Raw genomic sequence first — 21,565 nt, 5'->3', positions numbered from 1 at the left:
GCAAGACCTTGAAAGATTGTCCCCGAAAGGAGCGAGGCTCAGAGCTTCTTCTCTCCGGGATCCTTGCCCTCCGGGTGGTGATGCTCGATCACCGCGTTCAGCTCCGCACCGAACAGCAGTACCGCCGCGGAGATGAAGAAATACAGCAGCATGACGATGACCGCGCCGACGCTGCCGTAGGTGGCGTCGTAGTTGCCGAAGTTGCCCACGTAGAAGCCGAAGCCGAGCGAGGTCGCGATCCAGACCAGCACCGCCAGCACCGAGCCTGGGGTGATGAAACGGAAGCGCTGCTCCACATCCGGCGCCACGTAATAGATCATGGCCACCGCCAGGATCAGCAGCAGTATCGCCACCGGCCAGCGCAGCCAGGTCCAGAGGGTGACGATCAGTTGCTCCAGCCCCACCCAGCCGGCCAGCCAGGTCATCACCTCGGGTCCGATGAGCATCAGGCCGGCGGCGCTCAGCAGCATCAGGGCGATGCCGACGGTATAGAGCACCGAGAGGGGAATGCGCTTCCAGGCCGGACGGCTCTCCGCGACGTCGTAGGCCTTGTTCATCGCCTGCATGGTCGAGCGCACGCCGGCCGAGGCGGTCCACAGGGCGGCCACTATGCCCAGCGAGAACAGCCCGGCGCGCTCCCGCTGGAACTGGGCGATGACCGAGTTGACCGTACTCATCGCCTGCGCTGGCAGCAACAGGGCCGCCTGCTGCTGTAGCCAGTCGAAGAATTTCTGCAGGTCGAGAAAACCGATCAGGGCAATCAGGAACAGCAGGAAGGGAAACAGGGAAAAGAGCATCTGGAAGGCCAGCGCCGAGGCATAGGTCGGCATTTCGTCATCCATGAAGTCCTTCACCGTGCACTTGAGGACCTCGACCAGTCCCATACCTCGCAAATCCAGCAGATGCATGTCGTCGCCTCCCTCCGAGCCCTCTGGAAATAGACGGATCGCTCCCCCGTCAGTGCCCATGGCCCGACCGGCGGCGGGCCGGGAGAGGCATGACCCCGCGCTTTATCGCCCGGCCCCAGGCGCCAGCAGAGGCGTATCCAGCACCCGCGACTCGCCGCCCATGAGGTTCTCGCTGAGCGCGACGAAGTCGTCGGTATTAACCCGCTCCATGCGAATCAGCCCGTGCACCACATCGTCCAGCGAATGGCGGTTCTCGCTGCGCGCGCGGATCTCCGCGTCGAGCGCCCGCAGCAGGAGCACGGCGCGTGCGGTGACCGGACCGCCGACCCGCTCGCCGCGCAGGCTGCCGACCTCGCGGCTCCAGTGCTCCAGTTGCCGATAGATCCGCTCGTAGCGATCCTCGGCGAGACCGCCGGCACGGCGCAGCAGTTCGATGGCGTAGTACTCGGCCAGCCCCTCGCTGATCCAGTCGCTCGCATCGGTGTCGCGAATCCGGGCGAACACGTGCACCAGTTCGTGTAGCAAGGGACTAGTCCCGTTCTCGCTGACCAGCGGACGATCGGCGTGCAGGTACAGGGAGTTGGGGGCCGACAGGCCGCCACGCCACATCGGGTTGCCGGCGCCGACCACCAGCAGCTTGCCGGGCGCGCGCAGGAATACCGTCCGGTACTCTTCCCAGACGAAGGTCAGCAGGGTCAGGATGTCCATTCGCCGCACGCCCTCGCCGAGCGGCGCCGCCACACTGACCTCGCTGCCGCCCAGGATCGCCCGCCGGGTACCGAGCTGGCCAGCGAGCAGCCAGCCGGTCGGCCGGTCGAAGCGGCGCGCCGGGTTGTCGATGCGAAAACGGTTCCTGCCGATGCGCGGCCAGCCGGTCTCGACGCCCGTCCAGCCCTCTGGCAGCTCGAACTCCAGGCGCGCCACCAGCTCCACGCCGTCCTGCTGATCCAGATGGGCGCTGGGCACCAGATCGTCGCCGCGCAGCAGCGCCCAGTTCCCGGTCATCCGCGCATCGAAACGCCTAGAGGAGGCGCGCGTATGGTTGACCCGTACCCGGTAGCTCAGGCTGCTCCTGCCCTCGGCCGGCCGCCAGACGCCGCTGCCGGGCTCCTCCTGCTGCCACTGCCCGTCGGCCTGGAAATCGCTGTAGCGGCCCTGGTCGCCCAGATCGAAGCGCAGGCTGCGGACCGCGCTGCCCTGCTCCAGGGTCAGGCGTACCTCGGCCTGGTCGCGCTCCGGCAGGAAACGCACGTGGTAGTCCAGATCGACCTTGTTCGCCGCCCAGGACGGAACGGACGCGATCAGCAGGACAGCACAGAGCGGCAAACGCGGACAGGCGGACATGGGCAAAACTCCTCGGCGGGACGAACGGAGCAAGTGTGCCGGCAGGCTGGACGCCAGGGGAAGTAGACGAACGAAACCCGCCTACCCACCCATACGAGGCTCAGCCGGCGCGGAAGATCAGATGCTCTTCCCAGTCGTCCTCGGCCACCGCGGTCTCGCTGAGCATGCGTCCGGCCCGGGAGATTCGCTCGCGGTGCACCGCCTGGGGATCGCCGCAGATCAGCGGGTGCCAGAGCGGCAGGTCCTCGCCCTCGGCGAGCAGGCGGTAGGCACAGGTCGGCGGCAGCCACTGGAATTCGCCGGCCTGGGCCGCGGTGAGCTGGATGCAGTCCGGAACCGAGCGGCGGCGGTTGGCGTAATCGCGGCAGCGGCAGGTCTCCAGGTCGAGCAGGCGACAGGCGATGCGCGTGTAGTAGACGCTGCCGTCCTCCTCGTCCTCGAGCTTCTGCAGGCAGCACAGGCCGCAGCCGTCGCACAGCGACTCCCACTCTTCGGCATCGAGCCGGTCGAGGGTCTTGCGCTTCCAGAAGGGTTCGACTTTCGCCGCCATGGGGAACACCGCCACCTGTACCGAAAAAGGGCTAGAAGTCTACCCAGTGCCGGATCTACGGCCAAGAGCGGCGCGGCGGGCAGTCATGATCCGGAGAAGGCCGCCGCGCCCGCGGCAATCTTCTCCATGGCTGCGCGAAGTCCTAAAGCTGTGCTTGGGCCTGGAAAGCCAGGCGGTCGCCCTGGGCGCCCGGCGGCGCATTGAAGAGCAACTGGCGGCGATGCGCCAGGCGCTGGACGACTATCAGGACACGCTGGCCGGCGCACGAAGCCGCGTGGAGGCGGACCGGCGCTTCCACCTGCTGATCGCCGAAGCCACCGGCAATCCCTATTTCGGCGAGATCATGCGCCATTTGGGCGACGCCCCGCCCCCCCACAACCGGATCGACTCCGGCGAGCGGAACGGCAAGGAACTGGCCCGACTCGGCTATCTGGCCAACCTGGAGCACGAGGCCATCCGCCGCCAGGACCCGAACGCGGCGCGAGCCGCCATATGGACCTACCCGAGCAACGGCCGCGAACGCTTCGCGCCGGACGAGTGAATGCCGCGCCGACAGCGGCCGGCGCAAAGAAGAGGAAGAAGTCGGAAGCGGTCGGCCGCCTGGAAGGGTCGCCCGGCTCAGACCGGGTCGTTCATCCGCAGCAGCTCGTCCGGCAGATGCTCGACGTATTCCTCCTCCGGTGGCGGCATCTGCAGGTGATAGCCCTGCTTCTCGAGGTTCTCCAGTACCTTGTGGATGTCCTCGCGGGCCAGCCTGCGCTCGGGCGTGAGCACCAGGTCGAAGGCGTGCTGCGGCGTGCCGAAGGCCGCCAGCAGGCCTTCGGGTACCCGCGACAGGGCGTCCTTCTTCGCCACGTACAGATACATCTCCCGGCGCCGCGGACTCTTGTAGATGGAACAGATGCATTTCATGGTCGTTCTCCGCCGAGGCAATCGAGCAGGGTCTGGCCCATCCGCTCGCGACGCCAGCCGCGCAGCGTGTCGGGCAACCGATAGGGGCCGTTGGGAAAGCCGCTTTTCAGCAAAGCTTCGAGGGTCTTTTTGCGCAGCGCCAGTTCCGGGGCGATCTGCAGACGTGCGGCCTCGGCCTGGCCGACCGCGCGCAGCCTCTTGAGCAGTCCCGAGGCTTCCATCGGCAGCGGCTCGGGTAAGGGCTCGGGCCAGCGCTCCGGCGGCGTCGCGCCGCTTTCGCGGATCAGGCGGAGCAGGGTCTCGCCGTCCTGGCGCACGGTGCGCGGGTGCATGTCTTCGATGCGGCCGAGGCCGACCAGATCGGTCGGCTGGTAGCGCGCCAACGGCCACAGGCTGTTCTCGCGCAGAATGCGGTTACGCGGCTGGTCGCGCCGGCGCGCCTCGCGCTCGCGCCAGGCGTACAGCTCGCGCAGCACGGCCAGTTGCTGGCAGCTCAGCTTCCAGGCCAGGCGGCCTTCGCGGTAAAGCTCCTCGGGCAGCACCTCGCGGCGCAGGTTGGCGACCAGCTCGGCGCCGTCCTCCAGGGTCCAGGCGCGCTTGTCCTCCGCCAGTCGCGCGCCGAGCGCAACGTAGAGTTCCGCCAAGTGCACCGCATCCTCGGCGGCATAGCGGATCTGCAGCTCGCTCAGCGGACGCTGCAGCCAGTCGGAGCGGGTCTCGCCCTTGGGCAGCTCGATGCCCAGCACCGCCTGCACCAACCGGGAATAGCCCATGGAAAAGCCGAGGTTCAGGTAGGCGGCGGCCAACTGGGTATCGAACAGCGGCAACGGCAGGCTGCCGGTCAGGCGCAGCAGCACCTCCAGGTCCTCGCTGCAGGCGTGCAGCACCTTGACCACCGCCGGGTCTTCCAGCAAAGCGGCCAGCGGCCGCCAGTCGCCGATGTCCAGCGGATCGATCAGATAGGCGCTGCGGCCATCGCCGACCTGCACTAGGCCGGTCTGCGGATAGAAGGTGTCGACCCGCACGAATTCGGTATCGAGGGCGACGAAGGGCAACTGCCGCCAACGCGCGCAATAGCTGGCGAGGCTGGCATCGTCGCGGATCCAGTGAATGTCGATGGCCACGAAGGCTCCTTGTTGACTGACCGCGGCGCCAGCGTCGCGCCGGGGCGACGCTGGCGCGGCAGCATCCGTACTGCGAAATGCGGCACACGGCCGCCGAAGGGCTGCAGTATATCCAGCGCCCCGCTCCCCGGCCAAACGGCATGGCGCGCCGGACTTGGCGTTTGTCGCGGCGCACCGCAGACTCGCAGCCAGTCCCCAGCGAACGACAAGGAGTTCCCATGTCCCACGCGCAATTGCTCGACCCCGCCCGACTGGCAAAGCGCCTCGACCAGCCGGACCTGCGCATCCTCGACTGCCGCTTCGCCCTCGAAGACCCGGCCTACGGCGCGCGCAGCTACGCCGAGGCGCACATCCCCGGCGCCCGTTTCGCCGACCTCGAGCGCGATCTCTCCGGCCCGCTGCACAAGGGCGTGACCGGCCGCCACCCGCTGCCCGACCCAACCCTGCTGACCGAGCGCCTGCGCGCCTGGGGCATCGACAACGACAGCCAGGTGGTGCTCTACGACGACGGCCCCGGTGCCTTCGCCGCCCGCGCCTGGTGGCTGCTCGCCTGGCTCGGCAAGCGCGACGGCGTGTTCCTCCTCGACGGCGGCCTGAACGCCTGGCGCGCCGCCGGCCTGCCATTGAGCGGCGAACCGCCCGCGCCGGCGGCCGGCACCTTCCGGGGCCAGCCCGACGCCAGCCTGCTGGTGGATGCGCAGGCCCTGCTGACGCGTCTCGGCGATGCGCGCCTGACCCTGCTCGATGCCCGCGCCCTGCCCCGCTTCCGCGGCGAGGTGGAGCCCCTCGACCCGGTCGCCGGACACATCCCCGGCGCCCGCTGCGCGCCCTTCACCGACAATCTCGGCACCGATGGCCGCTTCCTGCCGGCCGACGAACTGCGCGCGCGTTTCGCCGGCCTGCTCGGTGAGCGCCCGGTCGAACAACTGGTGGCCTATTGCGGCTCGGGCGTCACCGCCTGCCACAACCTGTTCGCCCTGAGCCTCGCCGGCTACCCGCTGGCGCCGCTCTATGCCGGCTCTTGGAGCGAGTGGCTGACCGATCGCTCCAGACCGGTCGCCACGGGGGATTGAAGCCGCCTTGTGGAGCCTATCGGCGGCCGGCCTAAGCGTCGGCTGCTATATGGCTGCGACCGCCCAAATGAAAATAATTTCAGAACAGGGGTTTACAAGCCAAAGATCGCACTACACTTCAACTCGAGCGGACAGCGGAGCGCCATAGACTCCGTCCCCCGCTCCCGGCGAGACGTACACCCGGGCCGAACATCCCGCCGGACACCTTATCCTTGCGAGACGCACCATGGGCATTGCAGCCAGCGAACTGAGCAAATACGTGATCCGCCCGACCCTGCTCTATCTCGGCCGTCCTTCCGCAACGGCCGAAGCCCTGCTGCTGGGCACGGCGGCGACCCAGTCGGCCCTGGGCGAGGCCCTGCACCAGCGACAGGGATACGGCCTCTACGGCATCGGCGCCGCCAGCCACCTGCAGCTCTGGGACCATTACCTGGTCCGCAACCCCGACCTGGCCAGCCATGTCCGTGGCCTGGCCAGCCAGCACGCCTTCCTGATCGCGCCGCACCTGGAACTGACCGTCAACCTGCGCTACGCCACCGCCATCGCCTGGCTGCTGGTGGAGTCGCAGCCCCTGCCGCTGCCCAGTGCCGACGACCTGCCGGGCTTGGCGCGGATCTGGTGCCGCGTGTTCCATCCCGAAGGGCGGCCGGAGGAATTCCTGGACGCCTGGCGGCGCTGCGTCGCAGCGCGATCCGGGCCGGTTGGAGCGGGTCAGGGCAGCAGTCCCGAGCAGAAACGCCCCCCCATCCGTCAGCCGTCGGTGAACCTCGTGTCCCGCTCCGGGTCGATGATGAGGTAATCGATGAATCCAACAATAAGGCCATGAGCGTCATGGCTTGTGCGACCGGTATTCGGGCCGTCGCGTCCGGGCTGGCGCTTTCGACGAACATGCCTTGTCGCGCGCGTGGCAAAAGGCCGCGATGCCCCCTCAAGGCCGGTTCGCCCAGGCAGCCGAGTCCGGCGTCCTGAATGGTCGATACGCGCTCGATGTCGCTGCGACGCGGTGGGACAAACCCGCGCAACGAAGCGACAACGCAGCATCGAGCGAAAGCGGTCGACCACCTCGATCCAGCAAGCCAGTGAAGGCTCACCGTTCGCCTCTTTTCGTGCGAGATCCACCATGGGCATTGCAGCCAGCGAACTGAGCAAATACGTGATCCGCCCAACCCTGCTCTATCTCGGCCGTCCTTCCGCGGCGGCCGAAGCCCTGCTACTGGGCACGGCGGCAACCCAGTCGGCCCTAGGCGAGGCCCTGCACCAGCGACAGGGATACGGCCTCTACGGCATCGGCGCCGCCAGCCACCTGCAGCTCTGGGACCATTACCTGGTCCGCAACCCCGACCTGGCCAGCCATGTCCGTGGCCTGGCCAGCCAGCACGCCTTCCTGATCGCGCCGCACCTGGAACTGACCGTCAACCTGCGCTACGCCACCGCCATCGCCTGGCTGCTGGTGGAGTCGCAGCCCCTGCCGCTGCCCAGTGCCGACGACCTGCCGGGCCTGGCACGGATCTGGTGCCGCGTGTTCCGGCCGGAAGGCAAGCCGCAGGAGTTCGTCAACGCTTGGCATTGTTGCATCAACGACTTCAGCCAGGCGGCTTGAGGAGGCCATGGCGTTCGCGTGCGCCAGGACGAACATCATGAGCAGCGTCGATCAGGTGACCGCCCATCCAGGTCTGCAAGGCCTGTGCGGTCGCCTACGACAATTGCGCCGAAGCCTGCCGACGGGCCAGCGACCCGCAGGCCCTGCGCCGCCGCATCGAGCTTAACCGCGACTGCGCCGACCTCTGCCGCCTGACCGCTCTGCTGCTGGCGCGGGAAAGCGAATGGGCGGCAATCCTGTGCCATCTGTGCGCCCGCCTCTGCAGCGACTGCGCCGAGGAGTGCGCGATCCACCGCCTGCCCCAGGAATGCGCCCAGACTTGCCAGCACTGCGCCGACGCATGCGAGGCGGCGTAGAGCAGGCAGCCGGCCTATAGCGCCAAGCCGACCAGCACCGCACACTCCACCAATTCGAGCAGCGCCCCGGCAGTGTCGCCGGTGGTGCCGCCAAGACGCGCCAGCAGGCATTGGCGCAGGTAAAGGAACAGCGCTGCCGCCAGCAGCAGCGCGAGCAGACCGCCCCCGCCGAACAGCAGCGGGCAGGCCGCCATCGTGCCCAGCAACACCCATCGGGCCGCGGGCCGCGGCAGGTGCTCGGCCAGCGCCTGGCCCAGGCCGCCGGGACGCACGTAGGGGGTGGAGAGAAACAGCGCCAGCAGCGCGCCGCGCCCGAGCAGCGGTGCCAGCAGCAGCGCCGGCACTGAGTCCGGTAGCGCCAGCAGTGCGGCGAATTTCAGCAGCAGCACGAGGACCAGTACCACCACGGCGATCGGGCCGCTGCGCGGGTCCTTCATGATCGCCAGGCTGCGTTCGCGATCGCCCAGGCCACCGACCCAGGCGTCGGCGCTGTCGGCCAGGCCATCCAGGTGCAGCGCTCCGCTCAGGCCGACCCAGGCAGCCAGCAGCAGCGCCGCGCGCAACGGTCCCGGCGCATCGTCGAGCAGCGCGCGGAGGATCAGCAGCAACGCGCCGAACAACAATCCGACCAGCGGATACCAGAGCAGCGAGCGTCCCACTTGCTGAGGCGCCGGCATGCCGGGCAGACGGACCGGCAGGCGGCTGAGGAACTGCAGGGCAATCAGCAGTGGCAGCGGCATCCTCACAGCTCCCGCCAGTCCGGCCCGTCCAGGCGCAGACGATGCAGCGCGCCGTGGGCCACCGTCACCTGCGGCAGCGCGCGACGCGGTAAGCCTCGGGCGCGGGCCAGCAGCAGGCGCATCACTCCGCCATGGGTGACCAGCAGCAGGCGGCGGCCGGCGCAGTCGCGGCGCAGCCGTTCGACGGCGCGCAGCACCCGCGCTTCGAAGTCCGCCAGCGGCTCGCCGTCCGGTGGGGTGAAGGCATAGGGATCGTCCCAGAAACGCCCCAACCCCTCGGCGTCGCTGCGCATCAGTTCGCTGGCGTTGCGGCCCTCCCAGGCGCCGAAGTGCAGTTCGCGCAGGTCCGCTTCGCGATACAGCGGCAGGCCCCGTGCGGCGGCCAGTTCAGCGGCGAAGTCGGCGCAGCGGCGCAAAGGCGAGCTGACCAGCAGATCCCAGGGTCCGGCCTCGGTGGTCGCCGCCCGCATCTGCGCCCAGCCGGAGGCGGTCAGCGCGTCGTCCAGGCTGCCACGGAAGCCGCCGCCGCATTCGGTTTCGCCATGACGCAGCAGGTCGAGATGCAGCGTCATCGGCCGGCATCCGCCACGGCCGCCTCGGCGAAGGTGGCCATCTCGCCGTGCAGCCGGCAAGCCGACTGCAACAAGGGCACCGCCAGCGCCGCGCCGCTGCCCTCGCCCAGGCGCAGGCCCAGATCCAGCAACGGCTCGGCGGCCAGGGCTTCGAGTACTCCCCGGTGGCCCGGCTCGGCGCCGCGGTGGGCGAACAGCAGCCAATCGCGACAGGCGGGATTCAGGCGTACCGCGAGCAGCGCCGCCACGCTGCAGATGAAGCCGTCCACCAGCGCCGGCAACCCTTCCTGGGCGCAGGCCAGGTAGGCACCGGCCAGCGCGGCGATCTCGAAGCCGCCCAAGCGCCGGAGGATCTCCAGCGGCTCGCCGGCATGCGCGCCGTGCAGCGCCAGGGCACGCTCGACGACCGCGACCTTGCGCGCCAGCCCGGCGGCGTCCAGCCCGGTGCCCGGCCCGATCAGCGCCGCCGCCGGCTGTTCCAGCAAGGCGCTGGCCAGAGCGCTGGCCGAACTGGTGTTGGCGATGCCCATCTCTCCACCGATGTACAGGTGTGCGCCGGCCGCCTGCGCGCGCCGCACGCTGTCGCGCCCGGCGGCGAGGGCATCGAGCCCCTGGCGGACGCTCATCGCCGGCCCGCGGAGGAAATTCGCCGTACCGGGCCCTAGGTGCTGGCGGCGCACGCCGGCCGGCGGCGGCTCCAGGGGTTCGGCGGTGCCGAGGTCGATCAGTTCCAGTTCGGCGCCCAGTTGGCGGGCCAGTACGCTGATCGCCGCACCGCCGGTGGCGAAATTGCGCAGCATCTGTCCGGTCACCGCCTGCGGATAGGGCGACACGCCCTCCTCCGCCACGCCGTGGTCGCCGGCGAAGATAGCGATCCACAGGCGCTCGACGGCCGGGCGCTCGCGGCCCTGCAGGGCGGCCAGGTGGATCGCCAGCCGTTCCAGGCGGCCCAGCGAGCCGCGCGGCTTGGTCAATCGCCGCTGGCGCTCGGCGGCCAGGGCGCAGGCGGTCTGGTCCAGCGGGCGGGTGGCGCTCAGCCACCAGTCATGCTTCATGGGAGATCTCCCTTGAGGGTCATGGGCAGGCCGGCGATGCAGAACAGCACCCGGTCGCAGCGTTCGGCCAGAGCCTGGTGCAGCCAGCCGGCCTCGTCCACATAGCGCCGGCTCAGTTCGCCCAGCGGCACCACGCCGAGGCCGGTTTCGTTGCCGACCAGGACGATGCGTCCGGGCAAACCGGGCAGGCAGTCCAGCAGTTCGTCGCGCTCGCGCGCCAGAAGCGCCGGATCGTCGGCCAGCAGCAGGTTGGTCAACCACAGGGTCAAGCAGTCGACCAGCAGACAGCGCCCTTCTCCGGCCTGCTCGCGCAGCACCCGGGCCAGCGCCAGCGGCTCTTCAATCAGCGCCCAGCCGGCTGGACGCCGCTGGCGGTGATGGGCGATGCGCGCGGCCATCTCGCCGTCCAGCGCCCGCGCGGTGGCGACATAGGTCACCGCCAGGCCGGACTCCGTGGCCAGGCGCTCGGCTAGGCGGCTTTTGCCGGAGCGGGCGCCGCCGAGGATCAGTTCATGCATCGTGATGCCTCTCGATTCGTTGCGTATTGCGTAGGGTGGGAAATTGCCGCAGGCATTTCCCACCATGGGACACGATGCAGCCCCGCGGTCATCCGGGCAGCCCGCACAGCGCGCGCAACCGCGCCCCGTCCAAGTGCGCCTCGACCAGATCGGCCAGGCGCTCGATGTCGCGCTCGCGCAAGGCGTGATAGTCGGGGCTGGCCACCTCGCGCAGACCGGCCCAGCGCAGCAGCGCGTCGCAGGCCGTGGGTGACTCGAACAAACCGTGCAGATAGGTGCCGAGCACCTGGCCGTCCTCGCTCAGCGCGCCGTCGCAGCGCCCGTCGTCGAGCCCGAGCGCCGGCCGTTCGAGACCGGCGCCGCGGCTGACGCCGGCGTGGATCTCATAGCCCGAGACCGACGCGCCCTCCAGCACCAGCCGTCCGCGCACATTACGCAATTGCTTCTCGGCTTCCAGCACGGTGTCGATATCCAGCAGGCCGAGCCCCCGGCTCTCGCCGGGAGCACCCTCCAGGCCAAGGGGATCGGCGATCCGTCCGCCCAGCATCTGCAGCCCGCCGCAGATGCCGAGGAGCTTGCCGCCGTAGCGCAGGTGGCGGCGGATCGTCGCCTCCCAGCCCTGTTCGCGCAGGAAGGCCAGGTCGCTGCGCACGCTCTTCGAGCCGGGCAGCACGATCAGGTCGGCCGGCGGAATGCGCTGGCCGGGGCCGACGAAAACCAGATCCACCTGCGGGTGCAGGCGCAGCGGGTCGAAGTCGGTGTGGTTGCTGATCCGCGGCGGCACCACCACCGCCACCTTCAGGCGCTCGCCGGTCTTGGCCGGCTGGCGCTCGTCGATGGCGTCTTCGGCCTCCAGGTGCAGATCGTGCAGATAGGGCAATACACCCAGCACCGGTTTGCCGGTATGCCTCTCCAGCCAGTCGAGGCCGGGCTCGAGCAACGCGATATCGCCACGGAAACGGTTGATCACGAAACCCTCGATCCGCGCCTGTTCGCTTGCCGAGAGCAGCGCCAGGGTGCCGACCAAATGGGCGAACACCCCGCCCTTGTCGATGTCGGCGATGAGGATCACTGGGCAGTCGACCGCCTCGGCGAAGCCCATGTTGGCGATGTCGTTGGCGCGCAGGTTGATCTCCGCCGGAGAACCGGCGCCTTCGACCATCACTACCCGGTAACGCTCGGCGAGGCGCCGGTGCGAGGCGAGCACCGCCTCGCGGGCCACGCGCTTGTAGTCGTGGTAGGCGGCGGCGTCCATGCAGGCGACGGCGCGGCCGTGGACGATCACCTGGGCGCCAGTGTCGCTGTCGGGCTTGAGCAGCACCGGGTTCATGTCGGTGTGCGGGGCGAGGCCGCAGGCCTGGGCCTGCACCGCCTGGGCGCGGCCGATCTCGCCGCCGTCGGCGGTGACCGCGCTGTTCAGCGCCATGTTCTGCGGCTTGAACGGCGCCACCGCCACGCCCTGGCGCGCCAACCAGCGGCACAACGCGGTCACCAGGGTGCTCTTGCCGGCATCGGAGGTGGTGCCTTGCACCATCAGAGTGGTCATGGAAACTCCCTGCTTGCGGATTCATCGGCGATCGTCCCCACCCACTCGCGAGCGAGTCCGCGTCTACCGGGCCGCGCCGGATCGGCCAACGCCCGCGCCAGCCGTTGCCAGCCGCTCTCGTCCGCCGGCAGGCCGAAGCGCAGGCTGGCGGGTGTCTCGAACAGGCGCACCAGAATGCCCTGGCGGGCGAGAAAGTCGTGTAACTGCATCGCATCGGGCATGCGCACCCACTGGAACAGCGCGGTGCCGCCGTCCGGCGCCAGCCCGTGCGCGTCCAGCAAGGCCGCCAGCCGCTTTCCCGCCGCTCGCAATTGCCCGGCGCGTCGTTCGCGCGCCGCGCCGCCGGCCGGCCCCAGCGCCTGCAGACCGAGCGCCCGCGCCGGCCCGCTGACCGTCCAGGGACCGAGGCGCTCGTGCAGCCGCGCCAACAGTCCCGCCTCGGCCAACACGAAGCCCAGGCGGACGCCGGCCAGGCCGAAGAACTTGCCGAACGAGCGCAGCACGACCAGCCCCGGCCGTTGGCTGTGAGCCGCCAGGCTGTATTCGGGCGTGCAGTCCATGAACGCCTCGTCGACCAGCAGGCAGCCGCCGCGCCGGGCCAGCCGCGCCTGCCAGTCGAGCAGCCGGGACGGCTCGAAGCGCTCGCCGGTGGGGTTGTTGGGGTTGGCCAGCACCAGCATGTCGAGTTCGTCGAGGCGCGCCTCGATGTCTCCGGCGGCCAGATGGAGCAGCTGGTGACCGGCACGGCGCCAGGCCTGGGCGTGCTCGGCGTAGCTCGGCGCCAGCACGCCGACCCTTCCCGCCGCGAACAGCGCCGGCAACGCCTGGATCGCCGCCTGGCTGCCGGCCACCGGCAAGGCCTGGGCGGCGCCGTAGCAGGCGCAGGCGGCCTCGGCCAGGCCGTCGTCCTCTTCCGGCAGGCGTGCCCAGGCATCGGACGACATGCGCGGCACGGACCAGGGTTCGGGGGCGATGCCGGTGGACAGGTCGAGCCAGTCGCCCAGAGGTATGCCGTAATAGCGCGCCGCGCTGCGCAGACGGCCGCCGTGCTCAAGCATGCAGCCAGTCTCCCAGCAGGACGAGCGCCAGCCAGAGCAGCACGCCGCGCTGCAGCAGGCTCCAGGCTGCGACTATAGTCCCGGCATCGGCCGGGCCGCCGGCGCCGAGGATCGGGCGCTCTTGCCGCACGCCGTGGTAGACCGCCGCGCCGCCCAGCTCGACGCCCAAGGCGCCGGCGCCGGCGGCCATCACCGGGCCGGCGTTGGGGCTGTCCCACAGCGGCGCCTGATGGCGCCAGCAGGCCAAGGCGAGTCGCGTCTTGCCGAGCAGCGCGTAGGTCAGCGCGGCGAGGCGCGCCGGCACGTAGTTGAGGAGATCGTCGATCCGCGCCGCCGCCCAGCCGAAGCGCTCGAAGCGCGGCGTACGGTAGCCCCACATGGCATCCAGGGTATTGGCCAGCCGGTGCAGCACCACCCCCGGCGCGCCGGCCACGACGAACCAGAACAGCGTGGCGAACACCGCGTCGCTGCCGTTCTCCAGCAGCGACTCGCTGGTGGCGCGGGCCACGCCGCCGGCGTCCAACGCCGAAGTGTCGCGGCTGACCAGCCGGCTCACGGCACGCCGCGCCGCCTGCAGATCGCCGCGCTGCAGCGCCTCCAGCACCGGCCGGGAGTGTTCGCCCAGGCTGCGCAGGCCGAGCGCGGCATAAAGGACGAGGATCGCCAGCAGTTCGCCGAGCAGCGGCAAGCGTGCCAGCAGGCCAGCGAGCAGGGTCAGCGGCAGCACCGCCAGGCTCCAGGCGAGCAGGCCGTCGAGGCGGCGGCCACGTCCCGCCGCGTTGAAGCGGCTCTCCAGCCGGTCGGCCAGCCGGCCGAAGCCGACCAGCGGATGGAAACGTTTCGACTCGCCGAAAAGCGCATCCAGCACCACGCCAGCGAGCAGACTCAGCCCCAAACTCATGGACGCACGCCCCAGCGGTTCTCGAAGAGCATCTCGGCCAGCGGCCTCTCCTCGGCCCAGCCCTGCTCTACCAGCATCGGCCGCGGGTAGAAGTCCTCGACCGGACCGAGGCAGAGCAGCGCCACCGGCTCGGCGCCCTCCGGCAGGCCGAGCAGTTCGCCGAGCGCCCGCGGTTCGAACAGCGACACCCAGCCCATGCCCAGGCCTTCGGCGCGGGCGGCCAGCCAAAGGTTCTGAATGGCGCAGGACAGCGAGGCCAGGTCCATCTGCGGCAGGGTGCGACGGCCAAAGACATGCGCTTCGCGACCATCCGCCAGCGCGGCGACCAACAGCTCGGCACAATCGCCAATGCCCTCGACCTTCAGACGCATGAACTCGTCGGAACGCTCGCCGAGGGCCTCGGCGGTGCGTATCCGCTCGGCCTCCACCAGCGCCTGGATCTGCCGGCGCAGAAAGACATCCGTGATGCGCATAAAGCGCCAGGGCTGCATCAGGCCGACGCTGGGCGCCTGGTGGGCGGCATTGAGCAGCCGCGCCAGGAGTTCCGGCGCCACACTGCCAGTACTGAAGTGGCGCATGTCGCGGCGTTCGGCGATGGCGCGGTAGACCGCGGCACGCTCGGTTTCGCTGAAGGCATGAGGGTTCATAGAGATTTCTCGCGGGTCGCGGGTGTTCTCGATCATTTTCAATTTCGTCGAATGGGCGGGCAGTTGGGTAGGGTGGATGGCCGAAGCCATCCACCCTGGTGGAAAATCGCTGCGCGAGTTTTCCACCCTACAGCCGTTCGCAGAGCTCGCTCCACATGAAGCAGCGCCTCCCGTGTCATCAGGGTCGCAGCAGCGCGGCGGCCGCGCGCGGCGCCGAAGGCAGGTAGAAATGGATGTAACTGGCGGTCAGCCGGCCGCGCCGGTAGACCGCCTCGGCGGTGCGCCGGTAGTTGGGGCATTCGCCATGGGCGATAGGCGTCAGCGCACAGGCCAGCGTGGAATGGTGATAGCTGTGCCCGCGCAGGCGTTCGCCATTCAACTCGACTTCCTGCAGTGCCAGGGCGGCCAGTTTCGGCTGCATCCAGGCCTCGCCGGGCAGCAGGCCGAGCATGGCCGCGCGCCGGCCGTCCAGATCGGTCAGGGCGTCGAGCAGATAGAGCATGCCGCCGCATTCGGCGAGGATCGGCTTGCCGGCTTCATGATGGGCGCGGATCGCCTTGCGCAGCGGCGCGTTGCCGGACAGCCGCTGCAGATGCAGTTCAGGATAGCCGCCCGGCAGGTAGAGGCTGTCGATCGCCGGCAGCACGCTGTCGGCCAGGGGCGAGAAGAACGCCAGCTCGGCACCAAGCCGTTCGAGTAGATCCAGGTTGGCCTGGTAGAGGAAGGCGAAGGCGGCGTCCCGCGCCACGCCGATGCGCACCCCGGCGAGTAGCGGCTCCGGCTCCGCCGGCGCGGGCGCGGCGAAGGCCAGCGGCGCCGGTAAGTCGCCGCCGGCGTTGGCGGCCAGGGCCTCGGCGGCGGCGTCCAGGCGGGCGTCGAGATCGGCCAGCTCACCGGCCTGGACCAGTCCCAGGTGGCGGCTCGGCAGCTCGATGTCGGCGCTGCGCGGCAGCGCGCCGTACCAGGGCAGGTGCGCCGGCAGGCTGTCGCGCAGGATTTCGGCGTGGCGGACACTGCCGACCCGATTGGCCAACACCCCGGCGAACGGCAGGTCGGGCTGGAAACTGGCGAGGCCATGAGCGACGGCGGCGAAGGTCCGGGCCATGGCCGCGGCGTCGATCACCGCCAGCACCGGTACGCCGAAGCGCCGCGCCAGGTCGGCGGCGGACGGCACGCCGTCGAACAGGCCCATCACCCCCTCGATCAGGATCAGGTCGGCCTGCCCCGCCGCTTCCCAGAGCAGGCGCCGCGATTCGACCTCGCCGACCATCCACAAGTCGAGCTGATGGACCGGCGCGCCGCAGGCGCGGGCAAGGATCATCGGGTCGAGAAAATCCGGGCCGCACTTGAACACCCGCACGCGCCGGCCTCGGTTGACGTGATGGCGGGCCAGGGCAGCGGTGACGGTGGTCTTGCCCTGGCCGGAGGCCGGGGCGGCGATCAGTAAGGCCGGGCAGCGGCGTTCGCTCATCGGAGCCTCCCGAGGTCCCGGACGCGAATGGAGGCAACAGCCGTAGGGTGGATGGGCCACCTCGTGGAAAACCGTACAGCGTTTTCCAGCATAAGCTCCACGGTGGGTAAGGCTACGCCGTTACCCCCCCTACGAGAGCCGCGTACTTCTACTCGCCGCATCAGTACTCGATCCCCTTTTGTGCCCGCACCCCGGCCTGGAAGGCGTGCTTGACCAGGCCCATCTCGGTCACGGTGTCGGCCGCCTCGATCAGTCCGGGCGGCGCGCTACGGCCGGTCGCCACCACGTGCTGGTGCAACGGCCGGGCACGGATGTCGGCGAGCACCGGCTCCAGCTCCAGGTAGCCGTATTTCAGCGCGATGTTCAGTTCGTCGAGCAGCACCAGGCCGATCGACGGATCGCCGAGCAGTTCGCGGGCCACCTTCCAGGCCTCGCAAGCCCCGTCGATGTCGCGCTGGCGGTCCTGGATTTCCCAGGTGAAGCCCTCGCCCATCACGTGGTAGCACACCTGCTCGGGAAAACGCCGGAAGAAGGCTTCCTCGCCGGTGCTCGCGGTGCCCTTGACGAACTGCACCACGCCGACCCGCATGCCGTGGCCCAGGGCGCGGGCGGCCATACCGAAGGCGGCGCTGCTCTTGCCCTTGCCGTTGCCGGTGTGCACCAGCAAGAGGCCGTGCTCGTCGCCGGCGCGGGCGATCCTTGCGTCGACCACCGCTTTCTTGCGCTGCATGCGTGCCTTGTGGCGGGCGTCCCGCTCCGGCGACTCACTCATTCACGCGCGTCCTGCACCCACAGCGTCTTCAGGCGGGTGGCGAAGCCTGAGTAGAGCAGCGCGGCGAGGCCCACGTAGAGGGCCAGGCCGGCCAGGTTACGCGGATAATAGGTGATCAGGCGCTGCACGAAGCCGGCGAAAGTCGGCTCCGCGTAGCGGCCGGAGAAGAAGTAGAAACCGCCGCCGGAGAACAGGTAGCAGACGAAGGCGCTGCAGACCACCGCCAGGCTGAGCCCGGCCAGACTGTCCAGCTTGTCCAGGCTGTCGCGCTGCAGCGCAGCGAAGATCCGACCGCCCAGCCACAGCGAGCCGTAAGCTGGTACCAGCAGCCAGTAGGCCGGCGACAGGCACCAGTCGCTCACGCCCATCCAGCCGATGGCGGCGAAGTCGAGCAGCGAGGCTTCCAGGAACAGCGCCGGGAACGCCCAGCGCGGGCGTAGCAGGACGCCGGCGAGGAAGAATACCGCCCAGGAGCTACTCGGCAGGTTGAGGGTGGCGAAGTGATGACCGCGGGTCATGGCCATCAGCAGGGCCAGCGCTACGCCGACGATCAGTTGGCCGCGGGAGGACAGGTTAAGCATGCGCGTTCTCCTTGTGTGGTTCCGGCCCGCCGGCCGGCGGCGCCTCACAGCGCCTGATAGCGGACGGTAAGGTATACCGCCTGTCCCGGCTGGTTGTAGCCCAAGGCGGTCTCGTAATCGGCGTTCAGCAGGTTGGCCACGCGCGCCTGCAAACGCCACTCCGGGGTGATCCGGTATTCGCCGCGCAGGTCCACGGTGGCATAGCCGGACAGTTCGTTGTCGTTGGCCACGTCATCGTAACGCCGACCCTCGGCATGCAGCGTGGCGCCGACGGCGAAAGCGCCGAAGCGCCTATCCAGTTCCAGGTTGAACATCTGCGAGGCGCGGCGCGGCAGCTCGTTGCCGTCATTGTTGCCCGAGCTACTGTTCTCCGGCTCCAGCAAACTGTAGTTGGCGCCCCAGTCCCAGCCAAGCGAGCGGCCACCGACTTCCAGTTCGAGGCCACGGATGCGCGCCTCGTCGAGGTTCGCCGGACCCTGGATGGAGGAGTCGTAGACGATCAGGTCCTTCACCTTGGTGCGGTAGGCGTTCAGCGACCAGTGCCCCCAGTCGTGCGTGCCGGCCAGGCCGACCTCGACGCTGTGGGAGGTTTCCTCCTCGAGATCGGGAATGCCGTAGAAGGGGTAGTACAGCTCGTTGAAGGTCGGCGCCTTGAAGGCGCTGCCGTAGCTGACGGTGGCGCGCAGGGCGTCGGTCAGGGCGTAGCCGTAGGCGATGTTGCCGGTCTCGTGCTGGCCGAACTGCTCGTTGTTGTCGCGGCGCAGGGACACCTGCCAGTCGTGGCGACCGTATTCGCCGAGGTACTGGATGAAGGCGCCGTTGTTTTCCCGCGAATCCTCCTCGTAGTCGGTGCTGCCGTTGACCTCCTCGCGTTGGTAGTCGACGCCCAGGGTGAGGACGTGGCCCTCGGCCAGGGTCAGGTCGTTCTGCCAACTGGCGCTGTCGCGGCGGCTGTCGAAGCGCGAATAGAAGTGGCCGTCCTGGTAAGTGTCGGACTTGTCCTCGTTGCGTCCGGCCTGCAGGGTGACCCGCCAGAAGGCCAGCGGGCTGAAGCGGGCGCGGCCGCTGACCACGTTCTGCTCGCCGTCGGCGTTGGCGGAAAAGCCGGCGGTGCCGCGGCGGTTCACCTGGTCGTAGTCGTTGTGCGACTTGGCGCGCAGGAAGGTGCCCTCCAGCTCCAGGCCGTTGTCGAAGCGCCAGCCGGCGCGCAGCGCAGCGGAATGGTTGCGGTAGCCGTCGGCGTCGTTCTCGTAGCCACTGGTGCCGGGGCGCTTCACGTTGATGCCGTCGGTGTCCTCGCTGCTCAGGGCCAGGCTGTACCAGCCGTGGGCGTTGCCGCCGGAAACCCCGGCGCTGCCGGTGTAGGTGTCGTGGGTGCCGTAGCCGGCGGAGAAGAACGGCTTGGGCGCGCCGTCGCCGCCCTTGCGGGTGAAGATCTGGATCACCCCGCCGATGGCTTCCGAGCCATACAGGCTGGAGCGTGGCCCACGAACCACCTCGATACGCTCGATCATTTCCACCGGCAGATCCTGCCAGGCGGCGGTGCCGGTGGTCACCGAGCCGACCCGTACGCCGTCGATCAGCACCAGCACATGGTCGGACTCGGTGCCGCGCAGGTAGACGGAGGTGGACTTGCCCGGCCCGCCATTGTTGGCGATGGAGACTCCCGGTACCTGCCTGAGCAGTTCGGACACCGAGTGCGCCTGGCTGCGCTCGATGTCATCGCGCTCGATGAGGCTCACCGCAGCAAGGCTGTCGCGTAGGATCTGGGCGCTGCGTGCGGCGGTCACCACCGTGGCTTCAAGGCTCAGGGGCTCGTCGGCCGCCTGGGCTGGGGAAAGGGAAAAGAGGCCCAGCAGCGCGGACGCCGCCGGCCCGAAACAGGGCTTGCGAATCAAGGTCGTTCTCCGCCGCGCCACCCGCACGGCCTGAAGGCTGCGAAAGCGGACGGAAAACGGACGGGCAACCCGCGCCGCCCTCCGCACCGCGATGGATCGCTACAGGCCGGTCTCCGGGCTCACGAGCGAAGCGCCATGCGGCGGCTTTTGAAACTGCGCCTTCCCGTGTCTGAGCAACACAGTGGCTATTGCGGTTTCGCGACTCGTCTACCGTTGCGGGGGCAGCGCCGGCCTTGCGCCGCGAATGGTCGCGGCACGCACCGGCTTCCCTGTTTCACCCTTGGGGCACCTGAAGCGAGGCGCGCAGAGTAGTGGAAACGTCCTCCGAGCACAATGCGACGGATCATCCACCAGGGCAATCGCATGAAATGCCTGCCCGATACTGGGCTGGAAAGGTTGTGTGCTTGGTCATTCTGGCGTGGTCTTCAGATCCAGTGCATTGGCGGCTTGCCGAGTGGTCGGATACCTTCTGTTTCGGCCCCCGGCCGAGTCACTTTTTCTTGCCTGGCCAAGAAAAAGTAACCCAAAAGAAGGCCACCCCCTCATCCGGCCCTGCGCTTCGCTCCGGGTTCCCTCCCTGCATCGCCGCTCCAGGGGCACGTCCCGCAGGGTCATCCATGGCCCATTGCGGCTCTCGCGGCATCCTTGCCGCTCGACCCCTTCCACAACGATTCCGCTTGGCCTCCTGAAGGGGGCATTCGGCGCGGCCTGACAAGCCGTGCCGCAAGAGCGAAAGCGCTTTCAGGCAACCCGGAGCCCGACTCCCGTTCAGAAGGCCGAGCGCAGGCGTCGCGTAGAGGGGCGAGCCGCAGGGAAGCGGCGAGAGTCGTACGAGGGGCATGGACGCCCCTTGTGCGACGACCCTCGGAGCGGCGCCGGAGCGAGGGAACCCCGGCGCAGCTGGGGCAGAATGACCGGGCGCGCTTTCTCTTTGGTTACTTTCTCTTTGCGCGCGCCAAGAGAAAGTGACTCGGCCGGGGGGCCGAAACAGTGACTGTCCAGCCCCTCGGCAAGCAGCCATGCCAAGGCTCACACAACCGTTCCAGTCCGGTATCGAGCGAGCGCTTCATGCGATTGCCCTGGATCATCCACCCTGAGCATCGCTCATGCGCTCGATGCAGGGTATTCATCGCTCCAGCGCGGCCAGCAAGCGCGGCAGGACACCGCCGGCCGCACCGTGCAGGCAGAGGTCGGCGTGTCGGCTGAGCGGTGTCGGCTGCGGGTTGATCTCGACCACGAAGGCGCCGCGGCGCTTGGCCTGGAACGGCAGATCGGCGGCCGGATAGACCAGGCTGGAAGTACCGATGCTGAAGAACAGCCCGGCCTGCAGGCCGGCCTCGCTCGCTTGGGCCAGCACCTCGCCCGGCAGGCTCTCGCCGAACCAGACCACCGCCGGGCGCAGCAGACCGCCGCAGGCGCAGCGCGGCAGGAGATCGAGCGTTTCCGGCCAGTCGCCGCCGTCGGCCCCGCAGCGAAAGCACTTCAACCGGTGGAGGTTGCCATGCAGTTCCAGCGGCGCTTCGCTGCCGGCGCGCTGATGCAGGCCATCGACGTTCTGGGTAATCAGCGTGACCCCGGGCGACCGCCGCTGCAATTCGGCGATGAATTCGGCGATGGCCAGGTGCGCCGGATTCGGCGCGGCGGCCAGGCATTTTTCGCGGCGCCAGGCGTACCACTCCCAGACGGTGCGCGGATCGGTGCGAAATCCCTCGGGGCTGGCCAGTTGCTCTGGGCTGTAGCGTGCCCAGAGCCCGGTCTGGGCATCGCGGAAGGTCGGGATGCCGCTTTCGGCGGACACTCCGGCGCCAGTGAAAAGCACCAGCCGGTCACAGTCGCGCAGGCGGCGGGCGAGATCGGAAATGCCGGCGTGCATGTTCGGGCTCCTGTTGCGGGAAATAAATGGCGCCTCGACAGCTATCGAGTCCATCGCATAGGGTGC

Annotated in this window: 20 protein-coding genes, 3 pseudogenes and 1 riboswitch; of the genes and pseudogenes, 5 read left to right on the top strand and 18 right to left on the bottom strand. The window is 69.3% G+C overall.

Annotated features, from left to right (window positions below; genetic code table 11):
* Window positions 1–38 precede the first annotated feature (38 nt).
* The 3 genes from ACGI6K_RS07465 to ACGI6K_RS07455 all read right to left on the bottom strand — a co-directional run bounded on the left by ACGI6K_RS07465 (window position 39) and on the right by ACGI6K_RS07455 (window position 2,802).
* Window positions 39–908 (bottom strand): YihY/virulence factor BrkB family protein, encoded by an 870-nt coding sequence (locus tag ACGI6K_RS07465; protein WP_376946825.1) that lies wholly within the window; start codon window positions 906–908, stop codon window positions 39–41.
* Window positions 909–1,010: 102 nt separating this feature from the next.
* Window positions 1,011–2,252, bottom strand: a complete 1,242-nt coding sequence (locus tag ACGI6K_RS07460; RefSeq protein WP_376946823.1) for a hypothetical protein — start codon at window positions 2,250–2,252, stop codon at window positions 1,011–1,013.
* Window positions 2,253–2,352: 100 nt separating this feature from the next.
* The gene (locus tag ACGI6K_RS07455; RefSeq protein WP_376946821.1) at window positions 2,353–2,802 is read right to left on the bottom strand and encodes a YcgN family cysteine cluster protein; all 450 of its coding nucleotides are present in this window, start codon (window positions 2,800–2,802) and stop codon (window positions 2,353–2,355) included.
* Here ACGI6K_RS07455 and ACGI6K_RS07450 point away from each other — a divergent pair.
* Window positions 2,698–3,343 (top strand): annotated as a pseudogene (locus ACGI6K_RS07450) (FadR/GntR family transcriptional regulator). The gene ACGI6K_RS07455 and the pseudogene ACGI6K_RS07450 overlap by 105 nt on opposite strands.
* Window positions 3,344–3,420: 77 nt before the next feature.
* Here ACGI6K_RS07450 and ACGI6K_RS07445 read toward each other — a convergent pair.
* Complete coding sequence (locus tag ACGI6K_RS07445; protein WP_376946819.1) at window positions 3,421–3,714, bottom strand: YcgL domain-containing protein; 294 nt, start codon at window positions 3,712–3,714, stop codon at window positions 3,421–3,423.
* Window positions 3,711–4,838: a ribonuclease D gene (gene rnd / locus ACGI6K_RS07440; RefSeq protein ID WP_376946817.1), complete on the bottom strand. Its 1,128-nt coding sequence runs from the start codon at window positions 4,836–4,838 to the stop codon at window positions 3,711–3,713. Before rnd ends, ACGI6K_RS07445 begins: the two co-directional genes overlap by 4 nt.
* A gap of 218 nt (window positions 4,839–5,056) precedes the next feature.
* Between rnd and ACGI6K_RS07435 the strand changes: the two genes are divergently transcribed.
* The 4 genes and pseudogenes from ACGI6K_RS07435 to ACGI6K_RS07420 all read left to right on the top strand — a co-directional run bounded on the left by ACGI6K_RS07435 (window position 5,057) and on the right by ACGI6K_RS07420 (window position 7,867).
* Window positions 5,057–5,911 (top strand): sulfurtransferase, encoded by an 855-nt coding sequence (locus ACGI6K_RS07435; RefSeq protein ID WP_376946815.1) that lies wholly within the window; start codon window positions 5,057–5,059, stop codon window positions 5,909–5,911.
* Window positions 5,912–6,137: 226 nt separating this feature from the next.
* Window positions 6,138–6,593: pseudogene (locus tag ACGI6K_RS07430) on the top strand (hypothetical protein); the annotation flags it as partial.
* 438 nt (window positions 6,594–7,031) lie between these two features.
* Window positions 7,032–7,511: a hypothetical protein gene (locus ACGI6K_RS07425; RefSeq protein ID WP_377968442.1), complete on the top strand. Its 480-nt coding sequence runs from the start codon at window positions 7,032–7,034 to the stop codon at window positions 7,509–7,511.
* A 37-nt stretch (window positions 7,512–7,548) separates the two neighbouring features.
* Window positions 7,549–7,867 (top strand): annotated as a pseudogene (locus ACGI6K_RS07420) (four-helix bundle copper-binding protein).
* 14 nt (window positions 7,868–7,881) lie between these two features.
* Here the strand turns inward: ACGI6K_RS07420 and ACGI6K_RS07415 are convergent.
* The 13 genes from ACGI6K_RS07415 to ACGI6K_RS07355 form a co-directional block, all read right to left on the bottom strand.
* Window positions 7,882–8,607 carry an adenosylcobinamide-GDP ribazoletransferase gene (locus ACGI6K_RS07415; RefSeq protein WP_376947804.1) on the bottom strand — a complete coding sequence of 242 codons (726 nt, stop codon included), beginning with the start codon at window positions 8,605–8,607 and terminating at the stop codon, window positions 7,882–7,884.
* A 2-nt stretch (window positions 8,608–8,609) separates the two neighbouring features.
* A complete protein-coding gene (gene cobC, locus ACGI6K_RS07410) occupies window positions 8,610–9,179 on the bottom strand; it encodes an alpha-ribazole phosphatase family protein (RefSeq protein ID WP_376947806.1) in 570 nt (189 codons plus the stop codon).
* Window positions 9,176–10,234, bottom strand: coding sequence for a nicotinate-nucleotide--dimethylbenzimidazole phosphoribosyltransferase (gene cobT, locus ACGI6K_RS07405; RefSeq protein ID WP_376947808.1), 1,059 nt, complete (start codon window positions 10,232–10,234; stop codon window positions 9,176–9,178). Before cobT ends, cobC begins: the two co-directional genes overlap by 4 nt.
* Window positions 10,231–10,752: a bifunctional adenosylcobinamide kinase/adenosylcobinamide-phosphate guanylyltransferase gene (gene cobU, locus ACGI6K_RS07400; RefSeq protein ID WP_376947810.1), complete on the bottom strand. Its 522-nt coding sequence runs from the start codon at window positions 10,750–10,752 to the stop codon at window positions 10,231–10,233. Before cobU ends, cobT begins: the two co-directional genes overlap by 4 nt.
* 88 nt (window positions 10,753–10,840) lie before the next feature.
* Window positions 10,841–12,298: a cobyric acid synthase gene (locus tag ACGI6K_RS07395; protein WP_376947812.1), complete on the bottom strand. Its 1,458-nt coding sequence runs from the start codon at window positions 12,296–12,298 to the stop codon at window positions 10,841–10,843.
* Window positions 12,295–13,356 carry a threonine-phosphate decarboxylase CobD gene (cobD, locus tag ACGI6K_RS07390; RefSeq protein ID WP_376947814.1) on the bottom strand — a complete coding sequence of 354 codons (1,062 nt, stop codon included), beginning with the start codon at window positions 13,354–13,356 and terminating at the stop codon, window positions 12,295–12,297. The genes ACGI6K_RS07395 and cobD overlap by 4 nt, the downstream gene beginning before the upstream one ends.
* A complete protein-coding gene (cbiB, locus tag ACGI6K_RS07385; RefSeq protein ID WP_376947816.1) occupies window positions 13,349–14,257 on the bottom strand; it encodes an adenosylcobinamide-phosphate synthase CbiB in 909 nt (302 codons plus the stop codon). The genes cobD and cbiB overlap by 8 nt, the downstream gene beginning before the upstream one ends.
* Window positions 14,254–14,910, bottom strand: a complete 657-nt coding sequence (gene bluB, locus ACGI6K_RS07380; protein ID WP_376947874.1) for a 5,6-dimethylbenzimidazole synthase — start codon at window positions 14,908–14,910, stop codon at window positions 14,254–14,256. The genes cbiB and bluB overlap by 4 nt, the downstream gene beginning before the upstream one ends.
* A gap of 172 nt (window positions 14,911–15,082) precedes the next feature.
* The gene (locus ACGI6K_RS07375; protein WP_376947818.1) at window positions 15,083–16,375 is read right to left on the bottom strand and encodes a cobyrinate a,c-diamide synthase; all 1,293 of its coding nucleotides are present in this window, start codon (window positions 16,373–16,375) and stop codon (window positions 15,083–15,085) included.
* A gap of 160 nt (window positions 16,376–16,535) precedes the next feature.
* Window positions 16,536–17,147, bottom strand: coding sequence for a cob(I)yrinic acid a,c-diamide adenosyltransferase (cobO, locus tag ACGI6K_RS07370; RefSeq protein ID WP_376947820.1), 612 nt, complete (start codon window positions 17,145–17,147; stop codon window positions 16,536–16,538).
* Window positions 17,144–17,728, bottom strand: a complete 585-nt coding sequence (locus tag ACGI6K_RS07365; protein WP_376947822.1) for a hypothetical protein — start codon at window positions 17,726–17,728, stop codon at window positions 17,144–17,146. The genes cobO and ACGI6K_RS07365 overlap by 4 nt, the downstream gene beginning before the upstream one ends.
* A gap of 44 nt (window positions 17,729–17,772) precedes the next feature.
* Entirely contained in the window at window positions 17,773–19,626 is a 1,854-nt protein-coding gene (gene btuB / locus ACGI6K_RS07360) for a TonB-dependent vitamin B12 receptor (RefSeq protein WP_376947824.1), read from the bottom strand.
* Window positions 19,627–19,713: 87 nt separating this feature from the next.
* A riboswitch (cobalamin riboswitch) is annotated at window positions 19,714–19,934 on the bottom strand.
* 818 nt (window positions 19,935–20,752) lie between these two features.
* Complete coding sequence (locus tag ACGI6K_RS07355) at window positions 20,753–21,499, bottom strand: SIR2 family NAD-dependent protein deacylase (RefSeq protein WP_376947826.1); 747 nt, start codon at window positions 21,497–21,499, stop codon at window positions 20,753–20,755.
* Window positions 21,500–21,565: the final 66 nt, after the last annotated feature.

Source organism: Azorhizophilus paspali, assembly GCF_043587585.2.
GTDB classification, from domain to species: Bacteria; Pseudomonadota; Gammaproteobacteria; order Pseudomonadales; family Pseudomonadaceae; genus Azotobacter; species Azotobacter paspali.
Note: the sequence above shows the minus strand (reverse complement) of the source record. Positions and strands in the feature narration are given on the sequence as shown.